This window comes from Streptomyces sp. NBC_01723 (assembly GCF_036246005.1).
GTDB lineage: Bacteria > Actinomycetota > Actinomycetes > Streptomycetales > Streptomycetaceae > Streptomyces.
Window position 1 is genome coordinate 8045551 of record NZ_CP109171.1, and the last position, 18095, is coordinate 8063645.

Annotated in this window: 19 protein-coding genes and 1 pseudogene; 6 read left to right on the plus strand and 14 right to left on the minus strand. The window is 72.0% G+C overall.

Annotated elements, in window-relative coordinates; genetic code table 11:
• The first annotated feature begins 32 nt into the window (after positions 1-32).
• Positions 33-269 carry a hypothetical protein gene (locus OIE75_RS37365; protein WP_161331518.1) on the plus strand — a complete coding sequence of 79 codons (237 nt, stop codon included), beginning with the start codon at positions 33-35 and terminating at the stop codon, positions 267-269.
• A 31-nt stretch (positions 270-300) separates the two neighbouring features.
• Here OIE75_RS37365 and OIE75_RS37370 read toward each other — a convergent pair whose 3' ends face one another.
• The 8 genes and pseudogenes from OIE75_RS37370 to otr(A) form a co-directional block, all read right to left on the minus strand.
• A complete protein-coding gene (locus tag OIE75_RS37370) occupies positions 301-1545 on the minus strand; it encodes a glycoside hydrolase family 16 protein (protein ID WP_307016739.1) in 1245 nt (414 codons plus the stop codon).
• Between the two features lie 226 nt (positions 1546-1771).
• The gene (locus OIE75_RS37375; RefSeq protein ID WP_329473569.1) at positions 1772-2269 is read right to left on the minus strand and encodes an FBP domain-containing protein; all 498 of its coding nucleotides are present in this window, start codon (positions 2267-2269) and stop codon (positions 1772-1774) included.
• A gap of 81 nt (positions 2270-2350) precedes the next feature.
• Positions 2351-3940 carry an MFS transporter gene (locus OIE75_RS37380; RefSeq protein ID WP_329473570.1) on the minus strand — a complete coding sequence of 530 codons (1590 nt, stop codon included), beginning with the start codon at positions 3938-3940 and terminating at the stop codon, positions 2351-2353.
• Positions 3941-4847: 907 nt separating this feature from the next.
• The gene (locus tag OIE75_RS37385; RefSeq protein WP_329473571.1) at positions 4848-5000 is read right to left on the minus strand and encodes a hypothetical protein; all 153 of its coding nucleotides are present in this window, start codon (positions 4998-5000) and stop codon (positions 4848-4850) included.
• 177 nt (positions 5001-5177) lie between these two features.
• Positions 5178-5951 (minus strand): annotated as a pseudogene (locus OIE75_RS37390) (PIG-L deacetylase family protein).
• Positions 5952-6171: 220 nt separating this feature from the next.
• Complete coding sequence (locus OIE75_RS37395; RefSeq protein ID WP_307016744.1) at positions 6172-6726, minus strand: VanZ family protein; 555 nt, start codon at positions 6724-6726, stop codon at positions 6172-6174.
• Between the two features lie 87 nt (positions 6727-6813).
• Positions 6814-7497, minus strand: coding sequence for a DUF4230 domain-containing protein (locus tag OIE75_RS37400; RefSeq protein ID WP_307016746.1), 684 nt, complete (start codon positions 7495-7497; stop codon positions 6814-6816).
• A 109-nt stretch (positions 7498-7606) separates the two neighbouring features.
• A complete protein-coding gene (gene otr(A), locus OIE75_RS37405; RefSeq protein ID WP_329473572.1) occupies positions 7607-9487 on the minus strand; it encodes a tetracycline resistance ribosomal protection protein Otr(A) in 1881 nt (626 codons plus the stop codon).
• A gap of 209 nt (positions 9488-9696) precedes the next feature.
• On the opposite strand from otr(A), the gene OIE75_RS37410 reads away from it, so the two are divergent.
• A complete protein-coding gene (locus OIE75_RS37410) occupies positions 9697-10650 on the plus strand; it encodes a ribose-phosphate diphosphokinase (RefSeq protein ID WP_307016748.1) in 954 nt (317 codons plus the stop codon).
• On the opposite strand, the gene OIE75_RS37415 is transcribed toward OIE75_RS37410, so the two are convergent.
• Entirely contained in the window at positions 10616-11002 is a 387-nt protein-coding gene (locus OIE75_RS37415; RefSeq protein ID WP_122615223.1) for an anti-sigma factor antagonist, read from the minus strand. The genes OIE75_RS37410 and OIE75_RS37415 overlap by 35 nt on opposite strands.
• A gap of 146 nt (positions 11003-11148) precedes the next feature.
• Entirely contained in the window at positions 11149-12090 is a 942-nt protein-coding gene (locus OIE75_RS37420) for an NADP-dependent oxidoreductase (protein ID WP_307016749.1), read from the minus strand.
• A gap of 246 nt (positions 12091-12336) precedes the next feature.
• On the opposite strand from OIE75_RS37420, the gene OIE75_RS37425 reads away from it, so the two are divergent.
• Positions 12337-12732 carry a VOC family protein gene (locus OIE75_RS37425; RefSeq protein ID WP_125493151.1) on the plus strand — a complete coding sequence of 132 codons (396 nt, stop codon included), beginning with the start codon at positions 12337-12339 and terminating at the stop codon, positions 12730-12732.
• 56 nt (positions 12733-12788) lie between these two features.
• Here the strand turns inward: OIE75_RS37425 and OIE75_RS37430 are convergent, their stop codons facing one another.
• On the minus strand, positions 12789-13088 hold the full coding sequence (locus OIE75_RS37430) for a DUF4235 domain-containing protein (protein WP_307016751.1): 300 nt from the start codon (positions 13086-13088) through the stop codon (positions 12789-12791).
• Positions 13089-13131: 43 nt separating this feature from the next.
• The gene (locus tag OIE75_RS37435) at positions 13132-14157 is read right to left on the minus strand and encodes a glutathione S-transferase family protein (protein ID WP_125494399.1); all 1026 of its coding nucleotides are present in this window, start codon (positions 14155-14157) and stop codon (positions 13132-13134) included.
• Positions 14158-14410: 253 nt separating this feature from the next.
• Here OIE75_RS37435 and OIE75_RS37440 point away from each other — a divergent pair, with 253 nt between their 5' ends.
• On the plus strand, positions 14411-15331 hold the full coding sequence (locus OIE75_RS37440; protein ID WP_373463096.1) for a cation diffusion facilitator family transporter: 921 nt from the start codon (positions 14411-14413) through the stop codon (positions 15329-15331).
• A 63-nt stretch (positions 15332-15394) separates the two neighbouring features.
• Here OIE75_RS37440 and OIE75_RS37445 read toward each other — a convergent pair whose 3' ends face one another.
• Positions 15395-15844: a nitroreductase family deazaflavin-dependent oxidoreductase gene (locus tag OIE75_RS37445; RefSeq protein ID WP_307016757.1), complete on the minus strand. Its 450-nt coding sequence runs from the start codon at positions 15842-15844 to the stop codon at positions 15395-15397.
• Between the two features lie 366 nt (positions 15845-16210).
• Between OIE75_RS37445 and OIE75_RS37450 the strand changes: the two genes are divergently transcribed.
• Positions 16211-17413: a cytochrome P450 gene (locus OIE75_RS37450; RefSeq protein ID WP_307016759.1), complete on the plus strand. Its 1203-nt coding sequence runs from the start codon at positions 16211-16213 to the stop codon at positions 17411-17413.
• A gap of 12 nt (positions 17414-17425) precedes the next feature.
• The gene (locus OIE75_RS37455; protein ID WP_122615216.1) at positions 17426-17626 is read left to right on the plus strand and encodes a ferredoxin; all 201 of its coding nucleotides are present in this window, start codon (positions 17426-17428) and stop codon (positions 17624-17626) included.
• Between the two features lie 24 nt (positions 17627-17650).
• Here OIE75_RS37455 and OIE75_RS37460 read toward each other — a convergent pair whose 3' ends face one another.
• Complete coding sequence (locus OIE75_RS37460; RefSeq protein WP_307016761.1) at positions 17651-18064, minus strand: hypothetical protein; 414 nt, start codon at positions 18062-18064, stop codon at positions 17651-17653.
• Between the last annotated feature and the right edge of the window lie 31 nt (positions 18065-18095).

Genomic DNA, 18095 nt, shown 5'->3' on the forward strand with positions numbered 1-18095 from the left:
CGCGCCAGCGCGTTGCGGCCTACCCTCGAGGCATGACCGAAATCGACAGCCCGCACATCGGCGCTCCGCGGATCCTCGTGCTCCGGGTGCAGCCGGGCACGCCTCCGTTCCGGATCGTGGAGATCGACGGCCAGGTCGTCGGTGAGGCCAGGGCCGTCACCGACGTACTGGAGGCCGCGGCGGCCTTCGGCATCACGGTCCACGACCTCGACGACCCGGACGTGGTCCGCTGGGTGGGTGGGGACAAGTTCACCTGGACAGTGCACTAGGAGGGACGGGCCCGGGCCCTTCGGGGGCGGCTCAGCCGACCGTCCACTTCTGGTTGGCGCCGCCCGAGCAGGTCCAGATCTGCAGCCGGGTGCCGTTGGCCGCATTGTCGCCGGTGACGTCGAGGCACTTGTCGGCCTGCGGATTGACGATGTCCCGGGCGCCGGTGACGACCCACCGCTGGGCGGCACTGCCGTTGCAGTCCCACAGCTGGACCACCGTGCCGTCCGCCGTGCCGCCCGCGTTGACGTCCAGGCACTTGCCCAGCGCCCGGATCGTGCCGTCGGAGCCCACCGTCCACCGCTGGGCGGCGGTGCCGTTGCAGTCGTAGAGCTGTACGGGGGTGCCGTTGGCGGTCCCCGCCGCGGCGACGTCCACGCACTTGCCGGCCAGACCCCGGATCGCGCCGCCGGTGCCGGAGTCGCTCGTCGTCACCGACACGTGGTCCACCACCAGCGACTGCGGGAAGACCGTGGAGGCGTCCGGGTCGCCGGGCCAGTAGCCGCCGACCGCCAGGTTGAGGATCAGGAAGTACGGACGGTTGAACACCCACTGCTTCCCGCCCAGGTCGGCCGGGGTGCGCCGCTGGTAGACGTTGCCGTCCACCGACCAGGTGATCGAGTCGGGCGCCCAGTCGACCGCGAAGGTGTGGAAGCCGTCCGCGAAGGCCTGGCCGCCCGGCAGGGTGTAGCCGGCGCCGATGCCGCCCGCGCCCGAGTAGCCGGGGCCGTGGATCGTGCCGTGCACGGTGGAGGGTTCGAAACCGACGTTCTCCATGATGTCGATCTCGCCGGAGTCCGGCCAGTTCACCGGGGTGCCGAGCATCCAGAACGCCGGCCACATGCCCTGCCCGCGCGGCACCTTCATCCGGGCCTCGACATGTCCGTACTGCGCCGTGAACTTGCCCGAGGTGTTGAGGCGGGCCGAGGTGTACTGGCAGGTGCCGTACCAGCACTGGTAGTTGGCGGGGTTCTCCTTGCGGGCCGTGATGACCAGCTGGCCCTGGCCGTTCAGCGAGGCGTTCCGGTTGCCCGCGGTGTAGTACTGCCGTTCGTGGTTGTTGACGTTGTCGCCGGTCTCGATCTGCCACTTCGAGGAGTCGACGGCCGAACCGGCCGGGCCGTCGAAGGTGTCGGAGAACGTCACGGCGGCGGCCGCGGCGTCGGCGGCACGGGAATCGGGTTCCGCCTGTGCGGGGCCCGACACGAGGGACGCGGCGAGCCCCGCGGACAGGGCGGCGGCGAGGAGACATCTGCGGAGCAGGCGTGGACGGACCACGGCTCTCCCTTCCGTACGGCGTCCGGGGAGGGGCGCCGACCGAGGTGGGGGGTTGAGGTGTCGCCTCTTGATTCAAGTAGTGAGATAAGGGGTGGTCAAGACGTTGGTACGGACCAAATTCGCGCCAAAGTCGAGCGCGGTGTCGTGGTCGGCGGCGCGACCAGGAAGACGATCACCTCCGCATGCGGCCCATCACCGAGATGTGGCCGGACGGTGCCGGGCCGCCTCAGCTGAAGAGCCGGTCCAGGAACGCGTCGAGGTTGGCGCGGGTGCGGTCGATCTGCTGCTCGACGGTGAGGGTCTCCTCCATCCGTCCGCCGGGTGCGGGCTTCTTCTTGCCCCGTACGTAGAGCGGACAGTCGAGGTCGGTGCAGATGTAGAGGCCGACGGAGTTTCCCTCCCGCCCGGCCGATCCCGCCTTGCGGGCGCTCATCAGGGCGACGCCGCTGCCGGGGTGGGTCGTCAGGCAGAGCGAGCACATGCTGCGGCGCAGGAATCCGCGGGTGGCGGACGACGAGCGCAGGGTCACGCCGACCGGTACGCCCTCGCGTTCGGCGACGAGGTAGCTGCGGGCGGGCGCCGACAGATCGCACCACCCCAGGAAGTCCAGGTCGCCCCAGTGGTCGATGTCGGCCAGGTCCTTGGGCAGGGGGAGGCGTTTGGCCTCTCCCTTGGAGCAGTTGACGAACGAGGTGCGGATGTCGTGTTCGGTCAGGGGATTCATGACGTGGGTTCCTTCGGTTGCCGGACGAGTCGAGGGTCGAGGAGAGGGGAGACGGCGGACGTGAGCTACGGCGGTGCCGGGCTAGGCCCTCATTTCGCGCTCAGAGCGCTTGGGGGCCCTGGCCGTGACCGCGCACGCCGCCACCAGAGCCGCGAGCAGCAGGAGGCCCGCCGACCACCGGCTCGCAACGGTGAAGCCGTGCACCATGCCTTCGGCTGCGACCGGATCCTTCGGGTCCGGGCCCCGCAGTCGCCCGGCGACGTATCGGGCGGCGGCGCTCGCGGCGATGCTGTTCAGGAGCACCGTGCCGAGGGAACCGCCCACCTGCTGGAAGGTGGTGACCGTCGCGGACGTGATGCCCGAGTCCTCCGGCGCCACTCCGGCCGTCGCCGTCGCGTAGACCGGCATGAACGTCAGGCCCATTCCCAGGCCGAGCACCAAAAGCGCGGGCAGGACGTGGGTGACATAAGTGGAGTGCACGTCCAGACGAGTCAGCACCACCATGCCCGCGGCCGCCAGCACCATGCCGGACGTCATCAGCACCCGCGGCGCCGTGCGCGGCAGCAGCCGGGCCGCGACCTGTGCCGCACCCACGGCGATCGCCGCCGACATGGGCAGGAACGCCAGCCCCGTTTTGACGGGCGAGTAGCCGAGGACGGCCTGCAAGTAGTACGTCAGGAACAGGAATGCGCCGAACATGCCGGCCGTGGCCAGGCCCATCGTGACGAACGCCCCCATCCGGGTGCGGTCCTTCAGGATCCGCAGGGGCAGCAGCGGACTGTCCCCGCGGCTCTGTCGCACCACGAAGGCGGCGAGCAGGACAGTGCCGCCCGCGAGTGGGGAGAGGATCAGCGGACTTGTCCAGCCGCGGAGTTCGGTCTCGCTGACGCCGTACACGATGGCGAGGAGTCCGCCGCAGCCCAGCAGCGCGCCGGACACGTCCAGGCGTACGCCCGGAAGGCTGGGGCGGTGCTCCAGGAAGGCGAGAGCACCGAGGAACGCGGCCACGGCGATGGGCACGTTGACGTACAGGGACCAGCGCCAGTTCAGGTACTCGGTCAGCAGGCCGCCCAGCACGAGGCCGAGAGCGCTGCCGCCGCCCGCCAGCGCGCCGTAGACACCGAACGCCTTGCCGCGGTCCCCGGGCTCGGTGAACGTCGTCGTCAGCAGCGACAGTGCGGAGGGTGCCAGGAGGGCAGCGAACACGCCCTGAAGGGCACGCGCCGCGAAAAGCGTCCAGGGATCGACCGCCGCACCGCCCAGCGCCGAGGCGGCGGCGAAGCCGATGAGGCCGATGAGGAAGGTGCGCTTGCGGCCCACCAGGTCGGCCACGCGGCCGCCGAGCAGCAGCAGACCGCCGAAGGCCAGCGTGTAGGCGGTGATCACCCATTGCCGGCCGGAGTCCGAGATGGCCAGGTCGCGCTGAGCGGAGGGCAGGGCGATGTTCACGATGGTCCCGTCCAGGATCACCATCAGCTGCGCGAGTGAGATGGGGACGAGTGCCCACCAGCGCTTGGGATCGGGTGCGGCCGTGGTGGGGGTGTCGGAGACGCGGGCCGTCGCTGGTGGCCGGCCGGCATCCGTGGACCCGTCGGGGAAGTGCGGGTCGGTTGACGCGCTGTCGGGGGCCGTTCCGTCAGAGGCGGATGCCCTGTGGTGACGTTCTCTCATGGTGATCACATTTCGGGTCAGGGTGCTGTCGAGTCAGCCGGGCAGGGGGCGTCGCGCGGGTCGGGCGGAGCAGCGTCGCCCTGAGCGGCATGGCGGCCGCCGGCAGGAGGGCATGCCGACGTGCGGGCCGGCCCGTGCGTGGGCTGCTCGCGTGTGGTCAGGAGTGCTGCTGTTTCACCGGTCTACGACGGGCCTGCCGAGGGACAGGGCGTCCGCGTGCCGCTGAGGCGACTTCGGAGCAGGCCGACGTCATGGCGACCGGCGAGGAGCCCCGTCCATGGGCGCGTAGCCCTGCGACCCCGTACGCAGACCGCACGGGTGAAGGCAACTCAGGCAGATGCCGCAGGGAGTGGCTTGGGAATTCTTACCGCGCGCCGCAGAGGAACGAGGGCACACGGCCGGGGGCAACTATGGCCGCAACAGCTTCAGAACGGTCCATGTCTCTCGCCTCCTTCCGGCCGGGGCGCGCGGTGCGCGTCGACGCCGAACGCGTCGATGGGGACGGCGGAGAGCCCCGCCGCATGTGATCCCTGACAGGGTACACCGCCCGAGAGGACAAGCCGGAAGTATGTACTACAGAGCCCGGAGCCTGCACCGGGCGCGCCCCGGTCTCGTCACCCTCGGGGCCGACGGGGGGGCGAGGGGGGTGCGTGGGAGCCATACCGGCACGGGGATGGCGGGCAGCCCCACGGCGCCCTGCCGGGCGTGCACGCGGAGCGGCTGTCGATCCGCCGCGAGCCAGGTCACTCACGCGGGTGAATCCCGCTGCGCCCTGCGTCCGCCCCGGCCGGCCGCCGGGAAGCCCAGGTGAGGGTTCCTCCCTGTGGCCCTCACCGCCCCCGGCTCAATGCCAACCCGTGGCTCCCCCGGCCGGGGGCGGACTCACTTCCGGCGCGGGGTACGGCCGCTAGCGGCGTCGCCGCCACGACCGCCAAAGCCGGTACAGCCGCAGGCCGGCCACCGCGACGACCACGGCGCCCAGGACGATCCCCACCCATGGTGGCAGGCTCCCCGAGTCAGGCAGGTAGATCGCCGTCGCCGGCGCCGCGAAATGGTGCACTGCTACTCCTCGGGCTGCTTCGTCGGCCGGGTGGTGCCAGGCCCCGTGTACCCACGGAGCACTTCGTGCAGATGGTCAGCTTTACGTCGAGGTATGCCGCGACCTCCCGTGCGACATGCCGCCCGCGAGTGCGGTAGCTCTCCTGTCGATCATCCGCTGCGGCCGGACTCGGAGTCGCTACCCCACGAGACTCGTTCCCCTCACGGCGCCTCCAGGGCCGGGGGTGAGGCGGGTGAAGTGCTCGGTCTCGAGATCCGGTTGCGGTCGGCTTCGGGAAGGCGGGCGAGGATGCCGGGCAGAGACCGCTTGCGTGTGACTTCGCCGCGGTGCGCGAGGATCGCCCGCCACTTCAGGTCGGCCCAGCGTGTGACGTCGACGCTGGTGGTCACGTACGAGTCCGGCACCGCAAGGATGGATTTGCCCGCCCCTTCGCGTAGCGGGCCGAGCGGGCCCACACCGGACTCGGGGTGCGTGGCCGCGTACAGGGCCGTTGGCTGCCGGGGCGGGCCCGCTTCGGGGTACAGGTGGGCGAGGCCGGCCGCCTCGACGGCGAGCAGGGTGACTTGGTGCGTGCGTACGTGGTCGGGATGGCCGGTCAGCCGGCCCAGGGCGTCGTGCCCGACGACGATGTCGGGTCGGAAGCCTCGGATGTGGGTGACGAGCGGCTGACCACTTCGTCGAGGGGAGCGTCGACGAGTCGAGGCCGGCCGGGGGCTGCCTCGGGATTGCGTGCGTCGTCGTAGCCGGGCAGGCGTGGGGTGCCGGCGCTCAGGACACGCAGCGCGTCGATGAGTTCGGGCGTGCGGCGGCTGTCGGGCGCCCAGGTCGCGGTGACGACGCGGTACGGGCGCCGTCGGAGTGGTGCTGGGCGAGCACGCCGCCGGCCAGGAGGCTCTCGTCGTCCGGGTGCGCGAACACCCCCAGTAGCGACGGCAGACGCGGGACGTTCATGGTGAACAGTCTCCGTGAGGACTCGTCTCGATCCCGGATTGACCGGTCAGGCGTCGGTCAATCCGGGACGATCCGTGGACTCGGCCCGGTGAACGGGGTTGACCAGGAGGGTTCGACGGGCGCATGCGTGGACCGTCCTGGTGAGCGCGGCGCGGCTACGGCGGCGACGTCTACGAGCACACCAAAGGCCCGCAGGGTTGTTCGCGCGGTTGAAGAACCCTCACGTGCGGGCCTTCCGCACCTTGCGCGCGTGCACCGCGCGGCTCATCCGCCGACCCAGCAGCAGGTAACCGATCAGCGCACCGCTGGTGTTGAGGATGACGTCGTCGATGTCGAAGGCCCGCCCGGTGACCAGGGCGCCCTGTGCGAACTCCACCAGCAGCATCACCACCGCGGTCAGCAGCAGCACCTTCAGGAGCCCGCGCGTGCGCGGGGCGACGACCGGGACCAGCACGCCGAACGGCACGCCCAGCAGGATGTTCCCGCCGACCTGCTTGACGGCGTCACGCAGCGCCGGCTGGTCCAGGTACGCCTGCAGCGAGCGCCCGGGATGCAGGTTGGTGTGCGTCAGCGCCTCGGACGCGGGGGAGGGGTTCAGGGTCAGCCGGGCCAGCACCACGGCGAACGCGACCATGAAGACGAACGCGCACAGTGTCGCCAGCAGGCGCAGCGGCAGCGGGAGCGGGCGCCGTTCGTGCTGGTCGGCGTCCTTCGCCTGCGCCTTGCCGGCGCGGGGGCGAGGCGGAAAACGCAGCCCTGAGGCGGCACGAGCCATTTGATTCCTCCAGTAGTCGACATCCCCGCGTGGCGGAGCTATTACCCCCCGGACCGCCGAGGATGCCCGGCGGTCCGGGGGGTCCGCTCAGGTCCCGTAGGCCACCCGCACCTCCTTGAAGCCGAGGGAGCGCAGCAGACCCTGGAGCATCGCCGTGGTGTTGCTCTCGGCGCGGGTCTTCAGCTCGCTGTCCTTGGCGGCCTCGCCGATGTGCCGGGCCGCGAGCTTCTGCACGGCCTGCTCGCTGTTCGGGTTGTCCGAGAACAGGTCGCCGAGGCGGTCGAGGAGTCCGCGCTGCTTGGACACCGCGTACGAGCGGTCGGGGTCCAGGGCCGGCTCGCCGAGCGCGGCGTGCGGCAGCCGCAGCGTGGCGGACGTCCGGTCGTCGTTGACCGTCACGTCGTCCTCGCCCACCTTCCCGAGGTCGACGTAGGCGTCGACGGTGCCCGCCCCGACGTACAGGGTGCGGGAGCCGCGGACGGCGTCGGGCAGGAACTTGGTGTCCTTCTCCAGGTCCACGACGACCTGGAAGTTGCCGGAGGCTGCCTCGTAATGGCTGATGTCCTGGATGGACTTGAGCAGCGCGGGGCCCGAGCGGTCCTTGGTCTCGGTGCCGAACAGGTCGTTCAGGCCCGGTATGACGCTCAGCCGGAGCCCCGCGAACAGCACGGCGAGGACCACCACGACCGCGGTCAGCACCTTCGCCCAGCCGGGCATGCGCCTCGCGGGCCTCTCGACGGGACGCGTGGGATTCTTGACGGGAGTCGTCATGGCGACGGCCCTCCTTCCTACTGACCCTGATGCCCCCCATCTCCCCCGCCAGACAGAACAGTTGGGGGACGAGGGCAGGGGGCGGGGGTACGGCGGGGCGTACGACGGCTCAGCGCCGCCGCTTCAGCGGGCGGTCCGTGCAGGGGCGGGACGACCACACCGCCTCCCCGTGGGTGAGTCCCGGCAGTCGCAGTTCGGCCTCCCGGACCCGCCGGGCCGGCAGCTCGCCGGTGAGGATCCAGGCGGGGTCGCCGCCCGTCGTGCCGGTGAAGTCGGCGCCCAGCGCGGCGAGCCGAGCCGTCACGGCGGCCAGCGCGTCCGGCGGGATCTCCGCCTCGAAGGCGTGGTACGGCTCGTAGAGCACGGTTCCCGCCCGGCGCAGGGCGCGGCGCAGCACGATCGGTGTCAGCCCGCGGAAGTCGGCCGCGGTGCTGAGCGGCGAGCTGAAACCGGAGCGGATCAGCGTCACCCGGCAGTCGGTGACCGCCGCCCCGGCCGGCCCGGTCAGCAGCGAGGCGTGGACGGTCTCCTCCACCGCCTGGTGGAAGGCGCGGGGAAGGGCGCCCAGCTCCGTCTCGTGGGCGAACACCACGCCCGAGCCGCGCGGACCCGGCTCGACCCGCAGTCCGACCGTCGCCCAGTACCGGGTGTGGTCGAGCCACGGCATCTCCTCCGCCGCCTCACCCGTCCCGGCCGGTCGCTCCAGCAACCGCACCCGGCCGGGCGTGAACTCCGCCTCGACACCGAAATCCTCGGCCAGCGTCGCCGCCAGCACCTCCATCTGGACCTCGCCGTACAGCAGCAGGGCCGTCGCGCCGGACGCCGCCGGGCGGGCGTGCAGCAGCGGGTCCTGGTCGGCCAGCGCGAGCAGCGCGGAGCGCAGCGGCGCCGCCTGCTCCGGGCGCCGCGCCCGGACCAGGGTCTGCAGCGTCGGCGCCGCGAACTGCGGCGCACGGTCGGTGAGGTCGCCGAGCCGGTCGCCGACGCGCAGGCCGCCCGGCACGGTGAGCGCGGCGATGTTCCCGGCGGTGAGCGTGGCGCCCCCGCCGACGACGTCGAGGCGGGTCACCCGGCCGGAGACCTCGATGGTCCGGCCGTCGGCCTCGCGCCGCAGGAACGCCAGCCGCTCGCGCGGGCGCACCTCACCGTCGTAAAGGCGCAGGTACGCCGTCCGTCCGCCGCCGGGCTCCGGGCGCACGGCGAAGACCGTACCGCGTGGCGCCGTGGAGGCGGCCCGTACCGGTGCGGCGGCCGCCGGGACCAGTGAGACCAGGCCCTCGACCAGTTCGGAGACGCCCTGACCGCCGAGCGCGGAGCCGTGGTACAGCGGGTGGAGGGAGCCGTCGGCGGTGCGGGCGGCGAGGGCCGTGGCGAGATCGTGCGGCGTCGGCTCGGGACCGTCCACCAGGGCCGCCAGGATGTCCGGATCGACCTCGGCGAGCGCCTCGGCGGTCCGCTCGTCCGGCGGGCGGGCCACGACCCGGGCGTCGGCGGTGCCCGCGCCCGTCACCGCCGTGAGCGGCGCGACGTGCGGAGTCAGCAGGCGCCGCACGTCGTCGAGCAGGCCCTCGGGCCGCGCCCCGGCCCGGTCGACCTTGTTGACGAACACGAGCGTGGGCAGCCGCAGCCGTCGCAGGGTGCGCAGCAGCACGCGGGTCCGCGCCTGCACCCCCTCCACGGCGGAGAGCAGCAGCACCGCGCCGTCGAGCACCTCCAGGGCCCGCTCGACCTCGGCGACGAAGTCGGAGTGTCCCGGGGTGTCGATCAGGTTGACCTGCGTGTCGCCGACGGTGAACGCCGCGACGGCGGAGCGGATGGTGATGCCGCGGCGCCGCTCGATGCCGCCGTCGTCCGTACGGGTGTCACCGGCGTCGACGCTGCCGAGCCGGTCGACCGCGCCGTGGTCGAAGAGCAGCCGTTCGGTGAGGCTGGTCTTACCGGCGTCGACGTGGGCCAGAATGCCGATGTTCAGGGTGTGCGTGGGGTGCATGAGCGGTCGCGTCCTCGGGAACCGTGGGCCGGAAGGGGCACTGGGGGATTCCGAGGAGTCGGCGCATGCGGGGGATCCTGACCTGAGAGGTCCCAGGGACCTGGGAGAACACGGACGGCGCCATCATGCCGTCGGCTGCCCGGGCCGGCGCAACCGGATTTCCGTAAGCTGAGGATCCCGGCCGGACAGGATCACGCGAGGAGCGGGCCGTGCGAGACATCGCCGTGTTCAGCGGTAGTGCCCATCCCGAGCTGGCCGAGGAGGTCTGCGCACAGCTGGGGGTGCCGCTCAGCCCCACCCGGGTCAGCCGGTTCGCCAACGACTGCCTGGAGGTGCAGCTCCTTGCCAACTGCCGGGAGCGGGACGTCTTCCTGGTCCAGCCGCTGGTCAAGCCGGTCCAGGAGCATCTGGTCGAGCTGCTGCTGATGTGCGACGCGGCCCGCGGCGCGTCGGCCGGCCGCATCACCGTCGTCATGCCGCACTACTCCTACGCCCGATCCGACAAGAAGGACGCCCCGCGCATCTCCCTGGGCGGCCGCCTGGTCGCCGATCTGCTGGTCGCGGCCGGCGCCGGCCGGGTCCTCGCGATGACCCTGCACTCGCCCCAGGTGCACGGCTTCTTCCCGGTCCCGGTCGACCACCTGCACGCGCTGCGGGAACTGGCCGCGCACTTCCGGCAGTACGACCTGTCCCGCACCACCGTCGTCTCGCCGGACCTGGGCAACGCCAAGGAGGCCGCCGCCTTCGCCCGGATGCTCGGCGCCCAGGTGGCGGCCGGCGCCAAGCAGCGGTACGCCGACGACCGGGTCAGCATCAGCGCCGTGATCGGGGACGTCGCCGGGCGTGACGTCATCGTGCTCGACGACGAGATCGCCAAGGGCAGTACGGTGCTGGAACTCCTGGACCGGCTCCGGGAGTCGGGTCCGCGCACCATCCGCCTCGCCTGCACGCACGGGCTGTTCGCGGCCGGTGCGCTGGGGCGGCTCAGCGAGCAGCCGGACGTGCTGGAGATCGTGTGCACCAACACCGTGCCGGTGCCCGTCGACGACCACACGGACAAGCTGCGGATCCTGTCCATCGCCCCGGCACTGGCCGAGGCCGTGCGCCGCATCCACAACGGTGAGTCGGTCAGCGCCCTGTTCGACGCGCGGCCGGCAGGCTGACGCCCAGCACCTCGTCCAGTGTCGGCCGGGGCGGCAGCAGCCGGGTCAGGCCGGTGATCCGCAGCATCCGCAGGGTCAGCGGGTGGGCGCACACCAGGTGGACCTGTCCGCCTCCGTCGAGCACCTGGCCGCGGGCCCGGTGGAGCAGCCGCAGGCCGGAGCAGTCGAAGAACTCGATCCCGCCGAGGTCCAGGACGACCCGGGCGCCGGGGCGCCGGGTCTCCCGGTCCAGATGGGGCGTGATCTCCGCGGCCGACGCGATGTCGATCTCGCCGTGGAACTCCAGCACCGTGTGCCCCCGGTCGTGGCGCACGCGCAGATGCCGGGTGGGCGACGCCGATTCCTGCCGCACGAAACTTGCCTCCAGGTTGTTCCGGCCTGCTTCCGGCCTGTTTCCGGAGGGCTCAACCAGCCAGCCCGCACGAAAAGTTACCCCGATCGAGCGAATATGAGCATGTTCGATTGACATATGTCATCGAAATCTCACAGCCGGGTCGATCAGTCGACAACGAGAACGATCTTGCCCGTCGTGCGGCCGGTCTCGCCGAGCGCGTGCGCCTCGGCCGCGTCGGCCAGCGGGAACGTCTTCTCGATGGTGGCCTTCAGCTTCCCGGCCTCGACCAGGGCCGCGATCGCCTCCATGTCCGCCCGGTCGGCGTCCACCAGCATCCGCACCGCGCGCACGCCGAGCCGCCCGGCCTCCTCGAAGAACTCGTCCGACCCGACCGGCAGGATCGAGACCACCACCCCGCCGGGGCGCAGTACGCGCAGCGAGCGCAGGGACGTGTCGCCGCCGATCGTGTCCAGCACGACGTCCACGTCCTTCACCGCCTCGGTGAAGTCCGTCTCCCGGTAGTCCACGGTCTCGTCCGCGCCCAGGGAGCGCAGGAACTCGTGCTTGCCCGCGCTGGCGGTGCCGATCACATGGGCGCCCCGGGCCTTGGCGATCTGTACCGCCACATGGCCCACACCGCCGGCCGCCGCGTGGATCAGCACCCGCTGTCCCGGCCGGACGTCGGCCCGCTCCACCAGCGCCTGCCACGCCGTCAGCGACACCAGGGGGAGCGCGCCCGCCTGGACGTGGTCGATCCCGGCCGGCTTGTGCGTGAAGGTGCGTGCGGGAGCGGTGACGTACTCCGCGTGGGAGCCGTGGCCGAAGGGGTACGAGAGCATGCCGAAGACCTCGTCGCCGGGCGCGAAGGCGGCCACGCCGATCCCCACCGCCTCCACCGTGCCCGAGACGTCCCAACCCAGTACGAAGGGCGGCTCACCGAGGAAGCCGCCGTTCGCCCGGTGCTTCCAGTCGGTCGGGTTCACTCCGGCGGCGCGCACCCGCACCAGCACCTCGTTCGGGCGCGGCTCGGGGCGCGGGGGCCGTACCTCCTTCAGGACCTCGGGGCCGCCGAGGACGTCCTGGCCGATGGCGCGCATGGTGTTCATCGAGAACCTCGCAGAATAGGGAGTGGTTCCAGGGGCACGGTCTGCAACCTCCGACGAGATCGTGTCATTCCCTGGGCGGCACGGCATCCGGATGCCCTGGTCGGCAGGGGGATGCGTCGACCCAGGACGGCCATGACCCCGCCTCAGGAGCCCGCCGTCGCCGACTGAATCGGCCCCGCCGGGATATCAGCTAGGTAGAGGGCACGGAGCACGTCGGCCCCGCGCCCGGAATCCTTCGGAGGAGACATGGCAACGGTCAACGCGGGCGTCGTGGTACTCGACTGCGCCGAGCCCGAGAAGCTCGCCGAGTTCTACAAGGGCCTGCTGGGGGCGGAAGAGACCGAGGCGACCGCCAACCGGGTCGAGATCGAGGGCCCGCGCGGCTTCCGCATGGCCTTCCGGCGGGACGTCAACGCGACCCCGCCGAGCTGGCCCCGTCCCGAGAACTCCCTCCAGGTCCACCTGGACTTCGTGGTGGCGGAGCTGGACGAGGCCGAACGCGCGATCGTGGGGCTCGGCGGACGCCCCGTGGAGGCGAAGGACCCGGCCGGTCCGCACGAGGAGCGCGGCTTCTCCGACCCGGCGGGGCACTCCTTCACCGTGCGCCTGTCCACCGCGCCGACGGCACCCAAGCAGGGCTGACCACAGCCTGCCGGGCGCCGTCGCGGGGGAGCGGGGAGGAGGGGACTGCGACGCGGTCAGTCCCTTCCGCCCTTGTCGACCGGCCACACACCGGTCGAGCGCTCGATGGCCTTGGCGCCCGTACGGTCCACGGCGCTGCGCACCGCCGCGAAGATGGCGCCCTGGATCGCGGCGGCCAGCAGGATCTCGCCCCAGCCGCGGTCCCGGTCCAGCGCGTCGGGCGCGTCGTCCTCGTGCCGGATCAGCTTCCAGGTCTTCTGGAACGCCATCCCGGCCAGCGTGCCGCCCACCCAGCCGAGCGCGAACCCGACGGGCTTGTAGGCGAGCGGGAGCTTCTTCTTCTTGACCTTCGCCATGCGTATCTCTCCTTGCGTGGGGTGCGTGGTGTGTGCGGAAGGGTCAGGGCCGGCCCGGTACCGGCACCTCCTCGCCGGCCCGGACGGGCCCCGGCGGAGTGCCGTCACCGAACGGCCGCCCGCCCAGCTCCTCCCGGTGGTGGGGCGTGAGCCAGCCGGCGAGGTCCGGGCCCAGGGGCACGATCGCCGTCGGATTGATGCCGGTGTGCACCTGGTAGTAGTGGCGCTTGATGTGGTCGAAGTCGACGGTGTCCCCGAACCCGGGCGTCTGGAACAGGTCGCGGACGTACCCCCACAGCACCGGGTGCTCCGCCAGCTTCCAGCGGTTGCACTTGAAGTGGCCGTGGTAGACGGCGTCGAACCGGACCAGCGTCGTGAACAGCCGGATGTCGGCCTCGGTGACGGTGTCACCGACCAGATAGCGCTGCCGCTCCAGTCGGGGCGCCAGCTGCTCCAGCCGCCGGAACACGCCCGCGCACGCGGCCTCGTACTCCTCCTGGCCGGTCGCGAAGCCCGCCCGGTACACGCCGTTGTTGACGTCCTCGTAGACCCCGGCCATCACCTCGTCGATCTCGTCGCGCCGCGACTCGGGATACAGGTCGGGTGCGCCCGGCCGGTGCAGCGAAGTCCACTCGGTGGCGAGGTCCAGGGTGATCCGCTGGTAGTCGTTGGTGACCAGCGCCCCGGTGGGCACGTCCACGATCGCGGGAACGCTCACCCCGCCCGGATAGCCGGTCTCCCGCCGGTCGTAGGCCTCGCCCAGGTAGCGGATGCCGAGGACCGGGTCGCGGCCGTCCGGGTCCAGCGTGAACCGCCAGCTGCGGTCGTCCTGGATCGGATCGGCGACCGCCAGCGACAGGGCGTCCTCCAGCCCGAGAAGCCGCCGCGAGACCAGGGCCCGGCTCGCCCACGGACAGGCTCGGCTGACCACCAGGCGGTACCGGCCCGACTCCACCGGCCAGCCGTCGCGGCCGTCCGCGGTGATCCGGTCCGCGAAGTGGCTCTTGGACCGCTTGAACGGCTTCCTGCCGTACCCGCTGTTGCCCGGCGTCCCGCCGTCACCGCTCATGGGCCTGCCTCCAGTCTTCCGGGTGCCCTGGTGGACGCGTTCCCCGTTTTCGGCCGTCGGCACTGGTGGGCCACCCACAAGGCCGGGTGTGAGTGCTGCCGCCACGGGCATTCGGCCCTTCGTGACTGGGACAGCCGCGCAGGAGAAGCCGGGCCGCGAGGGCGGCCGAGTGGACTACGGGAAGGACGGGGACGGCAGTGACGGAGGGGACGTGAGCGCGGAGACGAAGGCGGACCGCAAGACACGCATCACCGTGCTGGTCGCCCTCGCGGCCAATCTGGTGATCGCCGTCGCCAAGGCGATCGGCGGATTCCTCGCGGGATCGCCCGCGCTGTTGTCGGAGGCCGCGCACTCGGTGGCGGACAGCATGAACGAGGTCTTCCTCCTCGCCGCCCTGCGCCGCAGCCGCCGCCCCGCCGACCGCAAGCACCCCTTCGGCTACGGCAAGGAACGCTTCTTCTGGTCGCTCCTCGCGGCCGTCGGCATCTTCGTCATGGGCGGCTGCTTCTCCTTCTACCAGGGCGTCGAGGCCCTGCGCAGCGGCGCCGACGAGGAACTGAGCGGTTACGTCGCCGGACTCGTCGTGCTCGGCGTCGCCCTGCTCGCCGAGGGTGCCTCGCTGCTGCGGGCCCTGTACCAGGTCCGGGGCCAGGGCGGCATCGCCACCGGGCTGCGCGACCCGGCCCTGCGCACGGTCGTCGCCGAGGACGGCACCGCGGTGCTCGGGGTGACCCTGGCCATGGCCGGCATGGTCCTGCACATGGTCACCGGCCAGGTGGTCTGGGAGGCCTGCGCCTCGCTCGCGATCGGCGGACTGCTCGTGTACGTCGCCTACCGGCTGGGCCGCGAGGCCCGCGACCAGCTGATCGGCGAGGCCGCCGACCCCGAGGCCAGCGGCCGGATCTGCGCCCTGCTGGAGGCGCAGCCGGAGATCGACAGCGTCGAGGCGCTGTTCACCATGAAGACCGGCCTGGATTCCACCCTGGTGGCCGCGCGCGTCGACCTGATGCCGGGCATGGACAGCGAACGGGTGGAGGAGGCCGCGGTGCGCATCAAGCGCTCCATCGCCCACACCGTTCCCGAGGCGGGGGAGATCTTCCTCGACGTCACCGACCGCCCCGCGCGCGAGGCAGCGGAAAGCCCCGCCGCGACGGGGGAACGCGGCGGGGCCTGACCCTCGGGTGCCCGGAATCCGGCGCTCCATGCACGCCGTCGCCGGGAATCCGGTGCGCCCGGATCAGCTTCCGTCGGCCGGCTCCAGGACGAAGACGGGAATCTCCCGGTCCGTCTTCTTCTGGTAGTCGGCGTACGGCGGGTACGCCGCGACCGCTCGCTCCCACCACTCGGCCTTCTCCACGCCGGTGACCTCACGGGCCGTCATGTCGCGCCGCACCGGGCCGTCCTGCAGTTCCACGTGGGGATCGGACTTCACGTTGAAGTACCAGACCGGGTGCTTGGGGGCGCCGCCCAGGGAGGCCACCACGGCGTACGTGCCGTCCTGCTCGACCCGCATCAGCGGCGTCTTGCGGATCTTCCCGCTCTTGGCGCCCCGGGTGGTCAGCACGATCACGGGCAGGCCCGTGTTCTGCAGGGTCGTGCCCTTCGTGCCGCCCGAGCTCTCGTACAGCTCGACCTGTTCACGCACCCACTTCGTCGGGCTGGGTTCGTACTCGCCGTCCAGAGGCATGTGTGCATCCGTTCCGTCGTCGCTCAGTCGCTCAGTCGCTCAGTCGCTTCGTCGGGCCGACGACCGGCCCGGTGTACGTCACCGACCGGTGCGGACCCGTCCCATCCATACCGCATCCTGCCCCCGAACCACCGGGCACCGTGCCGCCCGGCCGGATCCGGCGGGCGATCGGCGCTCCCGGACGGCCCGATCGCGCCACGAACCCGGCGCGCCCGGCCCCGCGGGGCCCGCCTGGCGCCCCGCACCCGGTGATCCCCGGCCAGTCTGCCCCCGTCACCGATCTGGCCGAACTTGGCGTCGCCGCATAGATGCCCGAGGCATCTAATGAAGATCGGCACGACGCACTCTTCGTCTGCGAGGTCTTCCATGACGGACACGGACACGACGCACCCCGTCGCCTTCCCGCAGGACCGGACCTGTCCCTACCACCCGCCCGCCGCCTACGACCCACTGCGCGCCACCCGCCCGCTGGCCCGCGTCACCCTCTTCGACGGCCGCCCCGTCTGGCTCGTCACCGGACACACCACCGCCCGCCGGCTGCTGGCCGACCAGCGCCTGTCGACCGACCGCACCCGCGACGGCTTCCCCGCCACCTCGGCACGGCTCACCGCGGTACGGGGGCGCAGTCCCGCCCTGCTCGGCGTCGACGACCCGGAACACCGCGCCCAACGCAGGATGGTGATCCCGGAGTTCACCCTCAAGCGCGCCGCCGCCATGCGCCCGCGCATCCAGGAGATCGTCGACGAACGGCTCGACGCGATGATCGCGCAGGGCCGGTCCGCCGACCTGGTGCCGGCCTTCGCGCTGCCGGTGCCCTCGATGGTGATCTGCGCGCTGCTCGGCGTCCCCTACGCCGACCACGACTTCTTCGAGGAGCAGTCCCGCCGGCTGCTGCGCGGCCCCCGGCCCGAAGACACCCTCGAGGCGCGCGACCGACTGGAGTCGTACCTGGGGGAGTTGGTCGACCGCAAGCGGAAGGAGCCCGGCGAGGGTCTGCTGGACGACCTGGTCCGGCAGCAGCTGAGCGAAGGGGCCCTGGACCGTGACCAGTTGATCGCCTTCGCGGTCATCCTACTGGTCGCCGGCCACGAGACCACCGCCAACATGATCTCCCTGGGCACCTTCACGCTCCTGCGGAACCCCGGGCGCCTGGCCGAACTGCGCGCGGATCCCGGGCTCCTGCCCGGCGCCGTCGAGGAACTGATGCGGGTGCTCTCGATCGCGGACGGGCTGCTCCGGACGGCCGTCGAGGACATCGAGGTGGAGGGGCTGACCATCCGGGCCGGAGACGGGGTCGTCTTCGCCACCTCCGTCATCAACCGGGACGAGACGGTCTACCCCGAGCCGGACGCCCTGGACTGGCACCGTCCGGCCCGCCATCACGTCGCCTTCGGGTTCGGCATCCACCAGTGCCTGGGCCAGAACCTGGCCCGCGCCGAACTGGAGATCGCCCTGCGCAGCCTCTTCGAGCGGCTGCCCGAACTGCGCCTGGCCGCCCCGGCGGAGGAGATTCCCTTCAAGCCCGGCGACACGATCCAGGGGATGCTGGAACTCCCCGTGGCCTGGTAGGAGGGTCCGCACATGCACATCGGTATCGACCGGAACACCTGCATCGGGGCGGGGCAGTGCGCCCTGACCGCCCCGGAGGTCTTCACCCAGGACGACGACGGCTACAGCGCGCTCCGCCCCGGCCGGGAGGACGGGGGCGGCAGCGCCCTGGTGCGGGAGGCCGCCCGCGCGTGCCCCGTCGGCGCCATCACCGTGTCGGAGCGGGTGGGCTGACACCGTGCCCGCGCGGGCCGGGGATCACATGTAGATCGTGGACAGGACGATGTCGTCCACCCCGGTGATCCCGGTGATCCCGTCGTCGCCGGCCGCGGGGTCGACGTCGAACACGACGTCGTCGTCGCCCCAGCCGGCGGTCGCCACGTTCGAGATCTTGACACCGGAGGTCGTCTGCCAGGCGACGTCCCACATCACCAGGACGGCGCCGAACGCGGTGCAGTGGAGGTCGCCGTAGGCCCGGGCGGTCCCGTCCTCGTTGACACAGACGGTGATCGTTCCGTAGCCCTTGCTCACCTTCTGGGTCTCGGTGACGCAGCCGGGCGCCGCCGACGCGGTGGCGCCCGGCGCGGTGGCCGCCGAGGCCGCGGGCGCGGCGGCGACGGACATGCCGCCGAGGAACACGGCGGCGAGGAGGGCGGAGGCCAGTTTCTTCACGGGATGCCTTTCACCGGACGCGACAGGGACG